The sequence below is a fragment of the Dehalococcoidales bacterium genome, from assembly GCA_041652735.1.
Classification (GTDB): domain Bacteria; phylum Chloroflexota; class Dehalococcoidia; order Dehalococcoidales; family RBG-16-60-22; genus RBG-13-51-18.
Genome location: JBAZGT010000016.1, coordinates 38,676 through 54,303 on the forward strand (window position 1 = coordinate 38,676; position 15,628 = coordinate 54,303).

Below are 15,628 nucleotides of genomic sequence, written 5' to 3' on the forward strand. Positions count from 1 at the left end.
CCCGCCGCCATGCTGCCGGGCACACGGCGCTGGTACATATACTTGCAGCTTAGCGGCCTATTCAGGGGCGGGGCGCATTATTACACCCATAGCAGACCCATAGCAGCAGATATAGCAGTTTGGTGGCGGCATATTGGAAACAGGGTGGTGGGTGGTGGCCGTACTTCAAACCCTGCCCAAACTCGCATATTTACAGCTAGATACAGGCAGCTTGGTGCTTGCGCCCAGGAACTGAACCAGCAGGGCGAAGATAATAAACCTCAAAACCTAATTCTATTCTCTTCATCTTCTATTCTGTTTCAGTTTCTGTTCTATACTATTCCCCCCGTTACCCGTAACCGTTACCGGCACCGTTATCGGTAAGCTGGAAGCCAAAGCGTTGGCTGGTGTTTGCAGTCCGTTTGCAGAGCGTTTGCAGCACCGTTTGCAGTTCGTAGCTTTGGCTCATGGTTTTTCTTACCGGGCTTAGTGGGCTTTAGCTTTGAGTAACAGTAAGGTAACAAAGAGGTAACAGGTGAGGTAACAGCAGTTAGCCTTACCCCATGGTTTACAGTAGTGTTGCAGGCCCGTTGCAGAGGCGTTGCAGTTGTTAGCTTTGCCTCTTGGTTTACAGGTTGCCGGGCTGCCTAAACTTCCCCATTTCGTTGCGTTCGGGCGGCATCTTTACCTTGTCTTCCCACCCCTCCGGCGCCGGGTAACGGCTGCCAAACTTAAACCTCAACCCTGCTTGGAATTCCCACCAGTCGGTAATTTGTATTAGCTGCGTGCCGCCGCCAGTGTAACGGATAATAAGCTGTACTTTGGCCATAGCTGCCAAGGCGCTTTCCACTTCTTTTTCAGTGATCTCATCAATTAAGGGCACAACCTGAACCTTAACCTTGCGGGCACCACCAGCATACCGCCCTTGGTCGTCTGCGTGGGCCAACAGCCACGTATAAATTAAGGCCCCTTTTACACCCAACCCCGCAATGCGCTCGCTGGTGCTTATTGTTTGGTAAAGTAACCTAGCCCCTGCTTTATGCGGCATGTTTCTGCCCTCGTCTTTCGTTATATCGCTGCCTGCTTTCATTGGCGCATTCCCGGCAACGGCGGTAACCGTTACCATCAACTAAAGGGTTTACCTCGTTAAAGGGGTGGCCGTTGGGGCAGGTGGCGCTTAAAACTATGATATGGAACCTTCGATGCCCCGTGGCCGTAACCATAGCAAGGTGGTGGGGGTTTACGCATTGCGTGTTCTTACAGAGATGGTGTAGGTTAAAGCCGGGGGGCGGTAACTGGCCGCCAGCTAATACCCATGCGCAATTGTATGGTGTCTTTAACAGCCATCGGTCACCTACTTTGATATTCAGCCTGCCGTAAATGTCATTCAAAGAGCTAACGCCCAGCCATACCCAGCAGCGGCTTATCATTCCGGGCATTAACGGCCCATTTTTATCTACCTTTTTCTCAAAGCGTCCTTTTACCGCCTTAATTGCGTTTTCTACTTTGCTGCTCATTACCGCCTCCTGCGCCTATTGTGTTCTAGGCTAAGTGTTTTACCGTATGGCACCTGTTCAAGAGCAGTTGAATAGGCGTTAATAAAAGGCCTCACCGCCCCGCATCGTTCACAAACGCCCCGGCTGGTGGGGCCGTTAGGTGCTGCAATTACCCAGTAATGCACGCAAGCCCGTTTACCATTTTTAATGGTAGTTACCCGCATAAGAGCCTCCTGTCAAGCGACACAATGCAAATTTTCAGGCTCTAACTACTTGGGCAATGGTTTGCTATGCCCATAGCTTTTACTGTACGCTTTTTCTAAGGCGGCCAGCTCCTGCCCTGTAAATGTCTCGCCAGCCTCAATACGTTCTAGGGCACCGGGTGGCAGCGGCAGTGTGTTTTGGTTATGGCCGTCTCGTAGTAGTTCGTTTAACAAGTACAATCCTTTGTTATGTGCGTCATACATTTTAATACCTTCTTTAAAATTAGTTAGCCGGGCACCTGCTTGCCGTAAAACAGGCGCCCGGCCTTAGCTAACCCACCTTGTACGGTAAAAACCGCCGGAGCAGGGTTAGCCGCTTAGGAGGCAGCTCCGATTTACCCGCTGATGTGCCCATAAGCTTGCGGCTGCAATGGGGCAAGGCAGCGTAGTAACATTTACCGCAATTTGCCCATATCGCAGCGGGTCTAGAATTCTAAGTATCGTCGTTAACGGCAGCACTTAAGGCACCCTGTACAAGGCCAAGAGTGATGTCAACGAGCACCTCCGTGGCCGAAACCACTTCCGTGACAATACCAGCTACGATGCCCTGTGTGGCCGTACCAGCGTCATTTACGGTGTCATCGTCCTCAACATAGCACTTTAGCCCCACGTCTGATTGAACCAGGTCGGCGGTGGTAAACGGGAAGGTGCCGCCCCTGATAACCCGGACGGACTTGCCGCCCTGTGTATGCCCTACCTTGGTGTTATCGCATTCTTCATGCGCCACACCCAACGGCACCTTGCCGCTGGCGTTGGTCGCTGGTTCGGCATATCCGGCATTGTTGGCCACCACCAAAGCACCTTTGTAGATGTGTTTATTATCTTCCACCAGAAAGGTCTGTAAAGGCCCGGCGCTTTTAACGCCCCTATCTTTATTACTTGAAAGTGCCATAATTACACTCCTTAAGTTAGGCAGGCAGGGTAGGCTAAACCCACCCCGCCCACCTTTTATTTTAGTCCGAGCAGTCCACCATGACCGCAGCCCTCGGCTCAAGCAGGGCGGCAGCATAACGGCCATCTATGCCGTAATGCACGAGCCGCTTCATGAAAACATCGTGGTTATCCGGCTTGTCCAGCGCAACAAATTCAGGCTTTTTGCGCATCTGGAAAAGCATGGGTTTGAGTTCGTTTTGGGTGGCCACGAGGTAATAGTCGTGCCCGGCGGTGGCGCCGCTGGTAAAGTAAGGGGAAACAACGATGTTTTTGATTAGTTCGGCTTCCGCCCGCTCTGTGCCCGCCACGGCAGGCAGCAGGGCGTTGCGGATGGGCAGTTCCATGACAGCGCTGCATACGATGGTGTCCGGCACGAGGTCGAGGTATTCGCCCCGGTCGTCCTTAAAGTTACGCATGGCCTGCACCGCTGCGGCAATGCCCGCCCGGATTTTATCGCCATCGGCGGCGTAAGCCCCGCCAGCGATGTTGTTGATGTTGCCGCTGTTGCCGAAGGTGCGGCTGGCGCTGAAGAAGTTTACGCCGTCATAGGTTACGGTGCTGGCCCCGGCATTAAGCAGCTGGTAAATGAGCTTTGCCGGGTGGTTAGCCGCCCGCACTGCCAGCTGGCGCACACGGGGGGCAATAAGGGCATATTTATCGTCTTCAAGGGTATTGCGGTCAACGCCAATGGTGCCCTCGTAGTTTTTATTGGTGATTTCGTAACCCTTGGCCGATAAGCCCGTAACGATGCGCATGTCTTTCCACTCTGACAGGGCCGGGACGGCTTCAAGCCAATTGTAGCTTTCCTTGTCGCTAAAGCTGTCCGTAAGCAGGCACAGGGCACGCCATGCCGCAACCTTGTCTGCCTCGGTAAAGGCATTTAAGAATATTGCTTTGAAACTGGTTAAAACCCCACTTAAAAAGTCGCTAGTAACAAGCGCCATAGTTTTAGTCTCTCCTTTAATTTATTCTTCGCTGGGCTGTGGGACAACCTCTGGTGGTTCGTTGTGCGTAACTTCCACCACCTCGCCCTGTTCGTCAACAAGCATTGTATGAACGTGTGTCGGCTGCCCGGCGAGGTACTTTTTAAGTGTTTCGATTGGCACACCCCGCCACTTTTGATTACCCATAAGCCCTCCCTTTTGCTTACTTCTACCAGCAATTAGACTGCGCACTTCCCGGCAACGCCTCTGCTGCATCAGTCGGTATTCCCGGCCTTCCGCAGGGCCTGCCCTCAAGCCACGGCAGCGGTCTGTTGGCATAAAAAATAAGCTCTAGCATGTTTTTATTCTATGCCAGAGCTTTTAGGGTTAATATAGGCAGTAAATAGTGTACTAGTTTATGTATGTAAAATTTTTTGTAGTTCACGCCCTCGTTTAACTGCCTCTTGAGCAGTTCTTGATTGCGTTGGTTTCTCATAAGCATCATTTTGTATTGGAAATCCAAGGATTGTGGCTATTTCTTTATACGTCCGCCCAGCGCTTTTGAGTTTCGCAGCTTCAATACACTTTTCATCGGGTATTGGGGGCCTTCCTGCTTTTATACCCTCGCTTATATCTTGGAGTAGCCCGCTTTCTATAAGTTTGGGGCGAACATTCTTTTGCCACCATTCAACCGATTTCCACACCTCTGCTACGTTTTTTCTTGTGGCGAAGGTAACTTCAAGGTATAGGTGATTGTCTCTAGCGCTGATAGATGTACGTACCTTTGAAGCAGGCGCAGGCAGTGTTCGTATGTCTTCTTCTGTTATATTATCGAGGTTGAGCCATAAAACAATTTGGTACAAAACCACCCACATAGTGGGGTCAGTAGGAAGCCCAAGGGCCGGGTCTTGACTTAGATTCTCAAGCGCTCGTTGAAATCGCTGGTGTCTGGTCGTTCCTTCATCATATTTGTCGTGGTAATTTACATCTTTTCTATCAGCAGCACATAAATCTTTCCAAAAAATTTCAGCTTCAGACGGAGACTTGGCAAGCGCCGTTATTTGCCACTCGTGCCTTAGCTGCATAATCTTCTCTTTAAAAGCAGGGCTTTTACATAATTTTAGCAGCGCAAGCCTTGCAGGTTTTGTATAATGCTTGCCCTTTTTCTGTTTATTTTCGCTCACGTTATTATTCCCCCCTGTTAGTTAAAGGCGCTTATATACTCGATTTTAACCTAGAACATATGATGGAGCAACTCCCTCATGCCGCTTGATACCTATGATAACTACAGACAACCACCTGTATCCGCTTAAATTCTGCCCACAGTGCGGGACAATAGCCGACAACAACGGACAATTGGCTCGCTCTTGTTCCCAGTTCCCACTATCATCAAACTAGGCTGCCAAGGCAGCCAAAAAAGGAGGTACAAAATGGCAAAGCAAAAACAACCCGGCAACCTTTTACCCCACAACCCGTTAACGGCAGCGGGCGTACTGGCCGAACTCAAACGCCTAAAGGGCAATAGGGCTTGGCTAGAGTTTGAGTTAGAGCTGCTTGCAGCCAAGTACCCGGACAACACTATCTTCAGGACTGCGCTTGAACATTACACCACCAAGGCCACCACAGCCACTGCCAAAACCACCACCCTGCCCGGCACCAAGGGGAAAGCAGCTAAGAAAACGGAGGCAAAGTAATGCAGCAAAAATCGTTAAGGCAACTGGCAAAGGAACTGGGGGTGTCAGCAAGCTACTTGTCACAGGTAAGGAATGGCAAGCGTCCTGCAAGCCAAAAAGTGTTAAGCAAAGCGTTAAGCAAAAAACAAAGCCTTGACACCCTGAACGGCACCACGTACAATTTAACTCGGATACGCCGGGATGGCGGAACAGGCAGACGCAGCGGACTTAAAATCCGCCGGAGAAATCCTTGTGGGTTCGAGTCCCTCTCCCGGCACCAGAGGTGAACATGCCCTGGATAGTGGTTATCCTCAGCTACCTCCTCGGCGCTTTCCCCACGGCTTACCTCGCCGGGCGCGTTATCGCCGGCGGCGATATCCGCCGTATCGGGGATGAAAACGCGGGCGCGGCCAACGCCTACCGCGAGCTCGGCCCCAGGGTGGGCATCATCGTCGGCGTGATAGACGCCGCCAAGGGCTCGCTGATTATCCTCGTCGCCCAGGCGGGCAACATGTCCCAGGCCGTGGTGCTGCTGGCCGGCATCGCGGCGGTGGCCGGTCACAACTGGCCGGTCTTCCTCGGTTTCCGCGGCGGTCGGGGCGTCAGCATTACCATCGGCATCCTCTACGTCCTGGTGACCATTCCCATGCTCATCCTGACCCTCCCCACCCTGCTGGTCCTCATCTGGCGGCGCAACGTCACCCCGTCCATGGCCTTCCTCTTCATCTTTCTTCCCTTCATAGACTGGTGGCTGAAAGTGCCGCCGCTGCTCATCGGCTACGGGATTGCCCTCCCCGCCCTGGTGGGCATCACCACCTTTTTCCGCACCCGCCCCAAAGCGCTCAACCAGCCCCGCAACTCCTCCGCTGATTGACACCACCAGGGTGGATTGTTAAACTTGAATGTCAGTAAATTCCTTATTTTCTTTGCGGGGGACGGCGTTGACTAAAGCGACTGAAAAAGGGCTGGTGCAGGTCTTTACCGGCGGGGGCAAGGGTAAAACCACCGCCGCCCTGGGGACGGTTGTCCGGGCCGCCGGGCACGGCCTGAAAATAGGGATTATTTTTTTTATCAAGGGCAAATCATCCATCGGGGAATACCGCACCCTGGCCGGGCTGCCCAATGTTAAAGTACAGAGCTTCGGGCTGCGGCAGTTCATCTACAAGAACAATGAGATAAATCCGGCGGAAAAAGCGGAGGCTGAGGCCGCCCTGGCCGCGGCGCGGGCGGCGGTGACGGGCGGGGAATTCGACCTCCTGGTGCTGGATGAAATCAACATGGCGGTGGATTTCAAGCTGGTCCGGGCGGAGGACGTCCTGGGGCTCATCAGGGACAAACCGACCCGCCTGGAGCTTATCCTGACCGGCCGCAACGCCGATAGCCGCATTATCGAAGCCGCCGACCTCGTGACGGAGATGGTTAAAATCAAGCACCCCTATGACCGTGGTATCAAAGCCAGGAAAGGAATCGAGTATTAATCATGCCTGATAGACCCAAGCTGCTGCTGGCGACCAATAATACGGGCAAACTACGCGAGTACCGGAGCCTGCTCCAGGGCATCCCTTTCGATATGGTTACCCTGGCCGATGAAGGCATTACCGCGGAGGTGGCGGAAATCGGCCAGAGCTTTGAGGAAAACGCCACCCTGAAAGCCACCACCCTGGCCGCGCTTAGCGGTCTGCTCTCCCTGGCCGACGATTCGGGACTGGAGGTGGACGCCCTCGGCGGCGAGCCGGGTGCCCGCTCCCACCGCTTTGCCGGGGAAAACGCCACCGATGCCGATAGAATAAATCATCTGCTGGAGAAGCTGAAAGACGCGCCCGACCAGATAAGGACGGCGCAGTTCCGCTGCGTTATCGCCATCGCCGAGCCTAACGGCCGGGTGGAGCTTTGTTCCGGCATCTGCCGGGGGGTTATCATCAAGGAGCCGCGGGGAACCAACGGCTTCGGGTACGACCCCGTTTTTCTCATCCCGGAATTAAACAAGACGATGGCGGAGCTGACCATGGAAGAAAAAAACCTCATCAGTCACCGGTCGCGGGCGGCGGAGCAGGCACTGGCCAAGCTGATGGAGTGGTAGGGAAAAGGGGCGGCGCGGGCGTAAACAGCCCGCGCCGGTTTAATCGGGATTATCGCTGTTTTACTTTTACCTGCCTGACCGGCAGGGCTTCAATATAGCCGCGGTAGCCCAGTGGCTCAAGCTGGAGTCGCGGGCCGTCTTCATCCGCCCAGGCAAAGCCGTACAGTTCCGGATTATAGGTTTCCAACATATCCCACATAGCCATGATGTGTTTGACGGATTCGGCGTCATCGAAGGGCTGGCTCTGGAAGACCATCATCTTGCACGGCTTGAGGTCGATAATTTCATAGCCGTCCGGCACCGGGCCGGCATAATCCGCCGGCATTTCCACCCCCTGCGCGTATTCCGATGTTCCCGGTTTTTGTAAGCTCTCAGGCAGCCACATCCCGCAAGGCTCATAAAGGGCATCTTTCACAGCCTTAAGGTCGCTAAGAAAATCGCAGTTTACTTCCTGGCAATACTCAAAGTAGTGGGTAGCCTTGATGCCCCTTTTCAGAATCAGCTTCCGTGCCGGGCGGTCCGCAACCTGTATGAAATAAGTATTGGGTTTTGATTTTTTATCCACTTATTTGCCTCCTTTTTGCGGGCAAAGGTAGTAATAGGGATGTTGGCGGGGGTATCAAGCGAAGTCGAACCGGCCGCGTTCCGTGAAATGGAATTTATCGTCCGGCACATGGTAAGAAACACTACTGCAGAAGAAGGAGCCGGACGGCGTTTTGTCCTTGAGCTTTTCCATCAGCTCCCGGGTGTAGTCTCTCGTAATATATTCCGCAATGGTCATGTGCGGGGAAAACGGGTATTTCCGCAGTAAAGCGCCTTTAAAAGCCGCGGCTTTTTCCAGCGCGGCGCGCAGGTTATCCAGCGCGGCAAACGGCTCTATCGCCAGGCAGACGCCGGGGGCGGGCAGATAGTTTATCAGCGGCCCGTACTTTACGGTAAAAGGCTCGATGCCGGCGGCTATCGACTTCATTTCATACCAGTTATCATCGCTTAGGGGGCGGGGAAAAGGAACGGTAAGGCTGATATGGGTGCCGCAGATGGCCTGCGCTTTGGGGTCATACCTCCGGCGGAGCATTTCCATCCCCAGCAGCGGCGGGTCCGGTGGAATAATCAGCATGGCGCCGTACCGGTACTCCTTTTGCCAGTTTTCCCAGCGGCTGGTGTCCGCCGCGTATTTGGTCAGCATATTACGCTCCTCTCCAATCCGGTTTTCGTTTATATTTATTGTACCACCCGGACGCAACTGGGGCGGCGATGCTGCCCCTTACAAAATTGCTTGCAGACCGCCGTATAGCACGTCCCGGATTGTTTCTTCTCCGTCCGTGATATTTGAGATGATGTTTATTTGCAAGTCTTTTTCCGGGATATAGCGCGAATCGAACCCCACCCCCGCGTCCCCACCCACGATAAAATACATATCCATGCCGCTGTATCTGGAAATATATATCCCGCAGCCGTATGCCACCGGCGCGTCCACGGTGATATGGGGCGTCAGGAAGGCTTTGGTGAGATTTTTGGATAGGATTTTATTACCGAACAGCGCTTTCCAGAGCTTTAGAAGGTCGGGGGCGGTGGTGAAAGCGCCGCCGTCGGACGCGCCCCGGATGGGGAGGCTGTAAATATTGGTTTCACCGGTTCCGCCGTTTTTCTTGTATCCGTAGGCCGTGTTCTCCGGCAGCCGGTTGAAGGCGTAATACCCGGAATCATTCATGCCCGCCGGGGCAAACACGCTCTCGCGGATGAAGTCCCGGTAAAGCCGCCCGGTGATATGCTCGATAATCACGCCCAGCAGGATAAAACCGCCGTTGGAATAGGAAAATCTCTCGCCCGGGCTGTATTTCGGGCGCTTACCGGCGAACAGCGGCAGGTAGTCGGTCGGCGTTTCCAGCTTGTACCACGGTATATCCACGAAGAAATTCTCGGAGTCGATGTCCCAATCTTCGTCATAGTAGTCGTAAATGCCGGAGGAATGTGTCAGCAGCTGGGCGACAGTCGCTTTAGAGTCTATATAGCTGAAGTCTTTCTGGAAAATGTCCCGCACCGTGCTTTCCAGTGATAGTTTCCCCGCGTCTATCAGCGCGCCGATACCTAAAGCGGTGAACAACTTGGTGCCTGAGGCAATCGCGAATCTGGTAGTTACGGTGTTTTTCCTTTTATTTGCCCTATCCGCATCCCCGAAGGCCTCCCGGTAAAGCGCTTTTCCGCCCCGGTGGATAGCCGCTACCCCGGAAAAGGATGTTGCCGCGGCTTTATCCCTGATTTGCTGAATGAGTGTGTTCATTTGATACTGCCTTTATGATGGCATGCCGCCACATTCTACCCCCTTTCTCTTTTCTATTCAATCCTTACTACTTCCTTGCTACTTGTAACTTGTTACTTGCTGCTTTTCTCCCTCCCCTGTAATCCTCTTCCCCTTTACTGTATAATACTAGCTAGAGGCAAAAATATGACCGGAATATCGGATTCTTTCCAGCGCCCCATCAACTACCTGCGCATCTCCGTAACGGACCGCTGTAACCTCCGTTGCGTTTACTGCATGCCGCAGGAAGGCATCAGCCTGATGTCCCACTATGACATCCTGAGCTACGAGGAAATCTACACCCTGGTCAAAGTTGCCGCGGAGCTGGGCATCAATAAAATCAGGCTCACCGGCGGGGAGCCGCTGGTCAGGGCGGGCGTATCGGACCTGGTGCGGCTCATCGCGGAGATAGAGACCATCGATGATATTTCCCTCACCACCAACGGCATTCTGCTGGCGCGCTACGCCGCCGACCTTAAGGACGCCGGACTGGTGCGGGTCAACGTCAGCCTGGATACCCTCCAGCCGGAAAGGTTCCGCCGGATTACCCGCTGCGGCGACCTCAAGGACACCCTGAACGGCATCGAAGCCGCCCGCGAGGCCGGCCTTACCCCGGTGAAAATCAACATGGTGGTCATGGCCGGCGTCAACGATGATGAGATTCCCGATTTCGCCCTGAAGTCCGTTAATGACGGCTGGCACGTCCGCTTTATCGAGCAGATGCCGGTCAACTCTGAAGCGACGGCCTCCCCCGGGTTCTTTTCCGTCAGCGATATGCGCAAGCGCATCGAGCCGCTGGGCAAACTGGAACCCTGGAAGGTGGAGGTGGGCAACGGTCCCGCCAGGTACTTCCGCCTGCCCGGCGCCAACGGCACCATCGGCTTTATCACGCCCGTTACCGAGCATTTCTGCTACCAGTGCAACCGCCTCCGCCTGACCGCCGACGGCAAGCTGCGCCTTTGCCTGCTCAACGAGGATGAAATCGACCTCAAGGACCCTTTGCGCAGCGGCGCCTCCGTCGCCGAGCTGAAAGCATTGATGGAAAACGCCATCGCCAGGAAACCGCAGGGCCATCACCTCGCCGAGGGCGTCACCCACAAAGGCCGCCCCTTCTCCCAGGTGGGGGGATAATAGGGGTCAAGGGTCTGGTAAAATAAAAAAAACGGTGCTATGATAAGCCCGAGAGGCTCTGATGCAGGTAAACTGGAAAGACTATATCGTCAGCACGCCGGGGGTTTTACACGGCAAACCCCGCCTTAAAGGGACCAGGATTCCCGTGAGCCTGGTGTTGGGCTATCTGGCGGCAGGCAAAAGCGCCCGGATAAAAAAGGAGTTACCGGACCTTACCGGGGAACAGGTAGCCGCCTGCCTGGATTACGCCCGTGAGCTGGCCGAGTTCGAGGTTATCACTGCGTGAGCTTAAGGTTCTTCGCAGACCATTGTATTCCCGAATCGGTAGTTCAGTCGCTTCGAAGCGCCGGCCATGAAGTGTTAAGGCTTAAAGAGTACCTTCCGGCGGATTCAATAGATGCCGGCGTTATCGCTAAAGCCCGGGAGTTGGATGCGATTTTACTCTCCTTGAATGGAGACTTCGCCGATATTGTGAATTTTCCGCCGGCGGAATACAAAGGAATAATCACTCTTCAAGTGGAAAACCACCCGGAAATCCTGCCGGGGCTTTTAGCCACGCTAACTAAATATCTATCAGACCATGATAATATGGACCATTATACCGGCAAGCTGTTGATTGCCGAGGTTCATAGAATCAGGAGAAGATAATGGCCCGTAAAAAACTGACCCACCTTGATGACGCCGGCCGACCGCGCATGGTGGACGTGACCACCAAGGCGGAGACCGCCCGTGTCGCCATCGCTAAAGGGCTGGTGCGTATGCGGCCTGCCACTTTTAAACTCATTATGAGCGGCGGCATGGCTAAAGGGGACGTGCTTACCACCGCCCAGTTGGCGGGCATCATGGCCGCCAAGAAAACGCCGGACCTTATTCCCCTCTGCCACCCCATACTCATCGGCAGCGTGACGGTGGACTTTACGCCGGATGAAGCGGATAGCACCATCGGCATTGCCGCTACCGTGCAGAGCACCGGGCAGACCGGGGTGGAGATGGAAGCGCTTACCGCCGTCTCCGTTGCCGCCCTGACCATTTATGATATGTGCAAGGCCGTTGACCGGGGCATGAAAATAGAGAATATCCGCCTGGTGAAAAAAAGCGGCGGCAAGAGCGGCGCCATCGAGCTTGAATAGAACCCTATAATGTTGTATACTAGTCCACCAAGGCATTTTTCGGGGGTGCGCAATGAAATTAACCTGTCTTCAGGAAAATCTTAACCGGGGACTTGGCATTGTCGGCCGGGCGGTTGCTACGCGGACGACCCTCCCCATCACTAATAACGTCCTCCTCAGCGCGGAGAACGGCCAGCTTAAACTGGTGGCTACCAACCTGGAAATGGCCGTCAGCTGCTGGATTGGCGCTAAAATCGAGGAGGAGGGCGCTATCACCGTACCGGCCCGCCTGCTTACGGAGTTCGTGAGCTCGCTCCCCGGCGATACGATAGCCATTAACCTTTCGCCGCAGACCAAGACGCTCGGACTCAAGTGCGCCCGCTTTGAAGCCCGCATCAGCGGCGTTGACGCCAAGGAATTCCCCCCGATTCCCAGCGTTGACGAGGGAGTTACCACCAGCGTGGAGGTTGAAACCCTGCGCCAGGCGATTAACCAGGTGGTTTTCGCCGCCGCCACGGAAGAGTCCCGCCCCGTGCTTACCGGCGTCTGCGCCCAGTTCGAAGGCAGCACGCTTACCCTCGCCGCCGCGGACGGTTTCAGACTAGCCGTTTTCAAGCTCCCCATTACGGACAAGGTCGAACAGAAGACCGAGGTCATTATCCCCGCCCGCACCCTCGCCGAATTGAACCGCCTCATGGGCGACCAGGAGGAGGCCGTCAGCATCACCCTGAATCCCAACAAGAGCCAGGTGCTGTTCCGCCTCAAGAGCACGGAGCTTGTTTCCCAGCTCGTCCAGGGCACTTTCCCCAACTACTCCCAGCTCATCCCCAAGAGCTATAATACCCGCGTCATGGTCAGCGTCAAGGAGTTCCAGCAGGCCACCAAGACCGCTTCCATCTTTGCGCGCGACGGCAGCGGCATCGTCAGGCTGGTAATCACGCCCGGCAGCGAAACGAACCCCGGCCGACTCTCCGTATCCGCGCGGTCGGAGGAAATCGGCGACGACGTGGGTGAAATCGACGCCACCGTAGAAGGCGCCGACGCCAAGATAGCCTTCAACGGCAAGTATCTGACGGATGTTCTGGGCGTCCTCCGCGAATCCCAGGTTGCGCTGGAGACCACCAATCCCTCCAGCCCCGGCCTTATCCGCCCGGTAGGCACGGACAACTATACCCACGTGGTCATGCCGATGTTTGTTCAGTGGTAGGTAAAAAGGATGAAGTTCCGCATAATCACTGAATATGACCCGAAGACCGGAAGCTACGCGGCTTATTGTCCCGAATTACCGGGGTGCTGCAGCGCCGGTGATACCGAAGCAGAAGCGCTGACCAACGCCAAGGAAGCGATTGCTCTCTACCTTGAACCAAGCTCATTGAAGCTCAACCCTGATGAAAAGGTTTTCGAGGTGGAAATACCGGTCTGATGGCGCAAGCTTCCACGGCTCAAAGCCGGCGAGGTTATCAAGATACTTCAATACCACGGTTTTGTTCTTGTTTCACAACGGGGGAGCCACCAGAAATGGCGCAATGATGCCACTCTCAAACAGGTCATCATCCCCTATCATCAAGGCAGACAACTACCGCTTGGAACAATAAAAAGTATTATTGAAGGCAGCGGGATTCCCCAAAAAGAATTCCTGAAGTAACTGGAGTATTTGGTTTTCGTCAAAGCACCCGCGTGATATCACAAATCCCCATGTTTGTACAGTGGTAATTTGGACTTAAATTAGTGATAATTGGGGGAGCAGAGATGCTCCCCTTTTTTATTGCCCCCCGTTCCCATGTCTCGCGGGGGCCTCCAACACCAGTAATAGCTTTAAATTAAACGACCTACCCTGCTAACAGGACGTCGGAAAAGCTATATGAACTATGTTCCATTAATATCACAGAAGTATTTTATTTTAATCCAACAACATACTATTTTTTATATCTCCCCAAGAGTCATATGGGCGGTTGTGGGGTATGGTATGAAAGACTAATCTAATTCCCTAATGGAGGAACATCTTTCGCTGCCTCCTCGGTTGTACTGGGTGTACTCGCAGCCTCATCTTGTTTTCTTTTCAAATTCTCAGCAATACTGACGGATTTGGTGTAGTAGGCCGTTACTTTTTCCACATCTTTAAGACCGGAAAAGGTGAGAGTGATATCTATCGATCCCTTGTTAAAAGGATAATCGCCATAACTAATTGTTGCCTCAGGGGCAATACTACGAATGCGCTCTCCTATGTGCTTTACTAAATCGATGTTCATTTCTTCCTGTGGAGCCGAGACCAAGTACAACGCCTTCGCTGCATGTTTGGTATCACAGCTTAACGAAAGTTCACTAAGAGCTATTTCCATTGTCTCGTTGCCCTTGTTCTTGACTTCGTCCCACGGAAGTGTAATCAAACGTAGATTCGACCTCCCATAACCTAGAACCGTCCATCCGGACAGACTTTGTATTATGCCTCCAGCATCAAGAATATGGACACCTATACGCTTTCTCTTTTTTTCTTCTCCAGCGCATAAGAGGCTAAAAAATGGTTCAGCGATTAATTTGTTAGTTTTTTCTATGTTGTCGGCTAAAGAATAACCTTTTGCCGAATATCTCTGATTATCAATCAAAAAGGTTGCATTAGCTATAGAGTAAACGGATTTCAAGCACACGGCCGTATTGTAAGTAGTTCTTTCGTCAATCTCCTCTTCATGTTCAAATGGTAGAACAATCACAGCGTATACCGGCTTATCTGTATAACGCTCTTTTATAATCCGTATCAATGCTTGAATGCCCCCCGACCCAGTACCTCCGGCGGCGCCAGCAATAAGCAAGAAGGCATCAGTTTCCGGGAATCGTTTTGCCTTTCTTACAGCATCAACGACTTTGTAACCATCTTCTTGGACTATCTGAGCACCAAGCTCAGCAAGCCCTCCAGTGCCGTGACTTCTAGTCTTGGCTTCGCCAATAACAATGCGCCGGTCTTTGTGAGAACTGATAACTTGTAGCCCACCCATGGCAGAAGCATCAGTGTCTACAGCAAAGGCATCCGTGATTACATTCGCTCCACGCTCTCGCTGCGCTCTATTTCCAAGTCTTGCAAATTCGTCAGCAATACGATTACCACACTGTCCCAAACCAATTATCATTAATTTCATTTTCTTAACCCTCCTTCCTTTATTGTATGCCAACATTATATTGGGTGTCCTAATTATTTGCAATAAATAAAATATTGCTTTCGCCATAACCTGGAGATCGAGTCTGGCTGTTCCTTGTATTGCATCGTAGATGTTCAGCGCAAGTAGGTAAATAACCCTAATTTGGGGGTAAGATTCCTTTATATTTCTTAATTAGCCCCCCAAAAGGACTGTTAAACGTGATTAGAGGGTTTACCCTCGTCCAGTTCGTTAAACGTCATATTCTGAGTATTTGTTACCCATCCGGTTTGAGAACGCGAGTAACAGCGCCCTAGACGAATTCCTAAACTACTTACGGTTCACTCAATGGTAAAATACTCACAGCCTCTTTTCCGGTGGAATTGTCATAGTGAAAGCAAATCACACATCCCAATGTTTGTACAGTGGTAATTTGAACTTAAATTAGTGATAATTGGGGGAGCAGAGATGCTCCCCTTTTTTATTGTCCCCCGTTGACCTTACCCCATTCTTAGTGCCATCTGCATCTTAGCGTCTTCCGGCTAGTTCTATGAAATCCTGGGGTGCCAAGCCGCCCAATGAGCTATGCGGCCTGACAGTATTATAATCCTTTC

19 protein-coding genes and 1 tRNA gene are annotated in these 15,628 nt (G+C 52.9%); 11 read left to right on the forward strand and 9 right to left on the reverse strand.

Annotation, left to right across the window (positions count from 1 at the left end; genetic code table 11):
- Window positions 1–607 precede the first annotated feature (607 nt).
- The 5 genes from WC370_07015 to WC370_07035 all read right to left on the reverse strand — a co-directional run bounded on the left by WC370_07015 (window position 608) and on the right by WC370_07035 (window position 4,778).
- Window positions 608–1,027 carry a hypothetical protein gene (locus tag WC370_07015; GenBank protein ID MFA5309217.1) on the reverse strand — a complete coding sequence of 140 codons (420 nt, stop codon included), beginning with the start codon at window positions 1,025–1,027 and terminating at the stop codon, window positions 608–610.
- Window positions 1,017–1,496: an HNH endonuclease gene (locus WC370_07020; protein MFA5309218.1), complete on the reverse strand. Its 480-nt coding sequence runs from the start codon at window positions 1,494–1,496 to the stop codon at window positions 1,017–1,019. The genes WC370_07015 and WC370_07020 overlap by 11 nt, the downstream gene beginning before the upstream one ends.
- A 675-nt stretch (window positions 1,497–2,171) precedes the next feature.
- Complete coding sequence (locus WC370_07025) at window positions 2,172–2,630, reverse strand: hypothetical protein (protein MFA5309219.1); 459 nt, start codon at window positions 2,628–2,630, stop codon at window positions 2,172–2,174.
- A 61-nt stretch (window positions 2,631–2,691) separates the two neighbouring features.
- Window positions 2,692–3,615: a Mu-like prophage major head subunit gpT family protein gene (locus WC370_07030; GenBank protein ID MFA5309220.1), complete on the reverse strand. Its 924-nt coding sequence runs from the start codon at window positions 3,613–3,615 to the stop codon at window positions 2,692–2,694.
- A gap of 395 nt (window positions 3,616–4,010) precedes the next feature.
- A complete protein-coding gene (locus WC370_07035; protein MFA5309221.1) occupies window positions 4,011–4,778 on the reverse strand; it encodes a hypothetical protein in 768 nt (255 codons plus the stop codon).
- A 246-nt stretch (window positions 4,779–5,024) separates the two neighbouring features.
- Here WC370_07035 and WC370_07040 point away from each other — a divergent pair, with 246 nt between their 5' ends.
- From WC370_07040 to WC370_07060, 5 genes are all read left to right on the forward strand, one after another.
- A complete protein-coding gene (locus tag WC370_07040; protein ID MFA5309222.1) occupies window positions 5,025–5,288 on the forward strand; it encodes a hypothetical protein in 264 nt (87 codons plus the stop codon).
- Window positions 5,289–5,462: 174 nt separating this feature from the next.
- Window positions 5,463–5,547: transfer RNA gene (locus tag WC370_07045), tRNA-Leu, on the forward strand.
- Between the two features lie 9 nt (window positions 5,548–5,556).
- Window positions 5,557–6,141, forward strand: coding sequence for a glycerol-3-phosphate acyltransferase (locus tag WC370_07050; protein MFA5309223.1), 585 nt, complete (start codon window positions 5,557–5,559; stop codon window positions 6,139–6,141).
- Window positions 6,142–6,208: 67 nt separating this feature from the next.
- Window positions 6,209–6,745: a cob(I)yrinic acid a,c-diamide adenosyltransferase gene (cobO, locus tag WC370_07055; protein ID MFA5309224.1), complete on the forward strand. Its 537-nt coding sequence runs from the start codon at window positions 6,209–6,211 to the stop codon at window positions 6,743–6,745.
- A 2-nt stretch (window positions 6,746–6,747) separates the two neighbouring features.
- Window positions 6,748–7,347: an XTP/dITP diphosphatase gene (locus WC370_07060; protein MFA5309225.1), complete on the forward strand. Its 600-nt coding sequence runs from the start codon at window positions 6,748–6,750 to the stop codon at window positions 7,345–7,347.
- Between the two features lie 49 nt (window positions 7,348–7,396).
- Here WC370_07060 and WC370_07065 read toward each other — a convergent pair whose 3' ends face one another.
- The 3 genes from WC370_07065 to WC370_07075 all read right to left on the reverse strand — a co-directional run bounded on the left by WC370_07065 (window position 7,397) and on the right by WC370_07075 (window position 9,628).
- Window positions 7,397–7,912 (reverse strand): hypothetical protein, encoded by a 516-nt coding sequence (locus WC370_07065; GenBank protein MFA5309226.1) that lies wholly within the window; start codon window positions 7,910–7,912, stop codon window positions 7,397–7,399.
- Between the two features lie 54 nt (window positions 7,913–7,966).
- Complete coding sequence (locus tag WC370_07070; protein MFA5309227.1) at window positions 7,967–8,533, reverse strand: 2'-5' RNA ligase family protein; 567 nt, start codon at window positions 8,531–8,533, stop codon at window positions 7,967–7,969.
- 78 nt (window positions 8,534–8,611) lie between these two features.
- Complete coding sequence (locus WC370_07075; protein ID MFA5309228.1) at window positions 8,612–9,628, reverse strand: serine hydrolase domain-containing protein; 1,017 nt, start codon at window positions 9,626–9,628, stop codon at window positions 8,612–8,614.
- A gap of 165 nt (window positions 9,629–9,793) precedes the next feature.
- Between WC370_07075 and moaA the strand changes: the two genes are divergently transcribed.
- The 6 genes from moaA to WC370_07105 all read left to right on the forward strand — a co-directional run bounded on the left by moaA (window position 9,794) and on the right by WC370_07105 (window position 13,309).
- The gene (gene moaA / locus WC370_07080) at window positions 9,794–10,777 is read left to right on the forward strand and encodes a GTP 3',8-cyclase MoaA (GenBank protein MFA5309229.1); all 984 of its coding nucleotides are present in this window, start codon (window positions 9,794–9,796) and stop codon (window positions 10,775–10,777) included.
- A 61-nt stretch (window positions 10,778–10,838) separates the two neighbouring features.
- On the forward strand, window positions 10,839–11,063 hold the full coding sequence (locus WC370_07085) for a DUF433 domain-containing protein (GenBank protein ID MFA5309230.1): 225 nt from the start codon (window positions 10,839–10,841) through the stop codon (window positions 11,061–11,063).
- On the forward strand, window positions 11,060–11,425 hold the full coding sequence (locus WC370_07090) for a DUF5615 family PIN-like protein (GenBank protein MFA5309231.1): 366 nt from the start codon (window positions 11,060–11,062) through the stop codon (window positions 11,423–11,425). The genes WC370_07085 and WC370_07090 overlap by 4 nt, the downstream gene beginning before the upstream one ends.
- Window positions 11,425–11,907, forward strand: coding sequence for a cyclic pyranopterin monophosphate synthase MoaC (gene moaC, locus WC370_07095; protein ID MFA5309232.1), 483 nt, complete (start codon window positions 11,425–11,427; stop codon window positions 11,905–11,907). Before WC370_07090 ends, moaC begins: the two co-directional genes overlap by 1 nt.
- A 52-nt stretch (window positions 11,908–11,959) precedes the next feature.
- The gene (dnaN, locus tag WC370_07100; GenBank protein ID MFA5309233.1) at window positions 11,960–13,093 is read left to right on the forward strand and encodes a DNA polymerase III subunit beta; all 1,134 of its coding nucleotides are present in this window, start codon (window positions 11,960–11,962) and stop codon (window positions 13,091–13,093) included.
- Between the two features lie 9 nt (window positions 13,094–13,102).
- Window positions 13,103–13,309, forward strand: a complete 207-nt coding sequence (locus tag WC370_07105) for a type II toxin-antitoxin system HicB family antitoxin (GenBank protein ID MFA5309234.1) — start codon at window positions 13,103–13,105, stop codon at window positions 13,307–13,309.
- A gap of 556 nt (window positions 13,310–13,865) precedes the next feature.
- Here the strand turns inward: WC370_07105 and WC370_07110 are convergent.
- Window positions 13,866–15,017: a cell division protein FtsZ gene (locus WC370_07110; GenBank protein MFA5309235.1), complete on the reverse strand. Its 1,152-nt coding sequence runs from the start codon at window positions 15,015–15,017 to the stop codon at window positions 13,866–13,868.
- Between the last annotated feature and the right edge of the window lie 611 nt (window positions 15,018–15,628).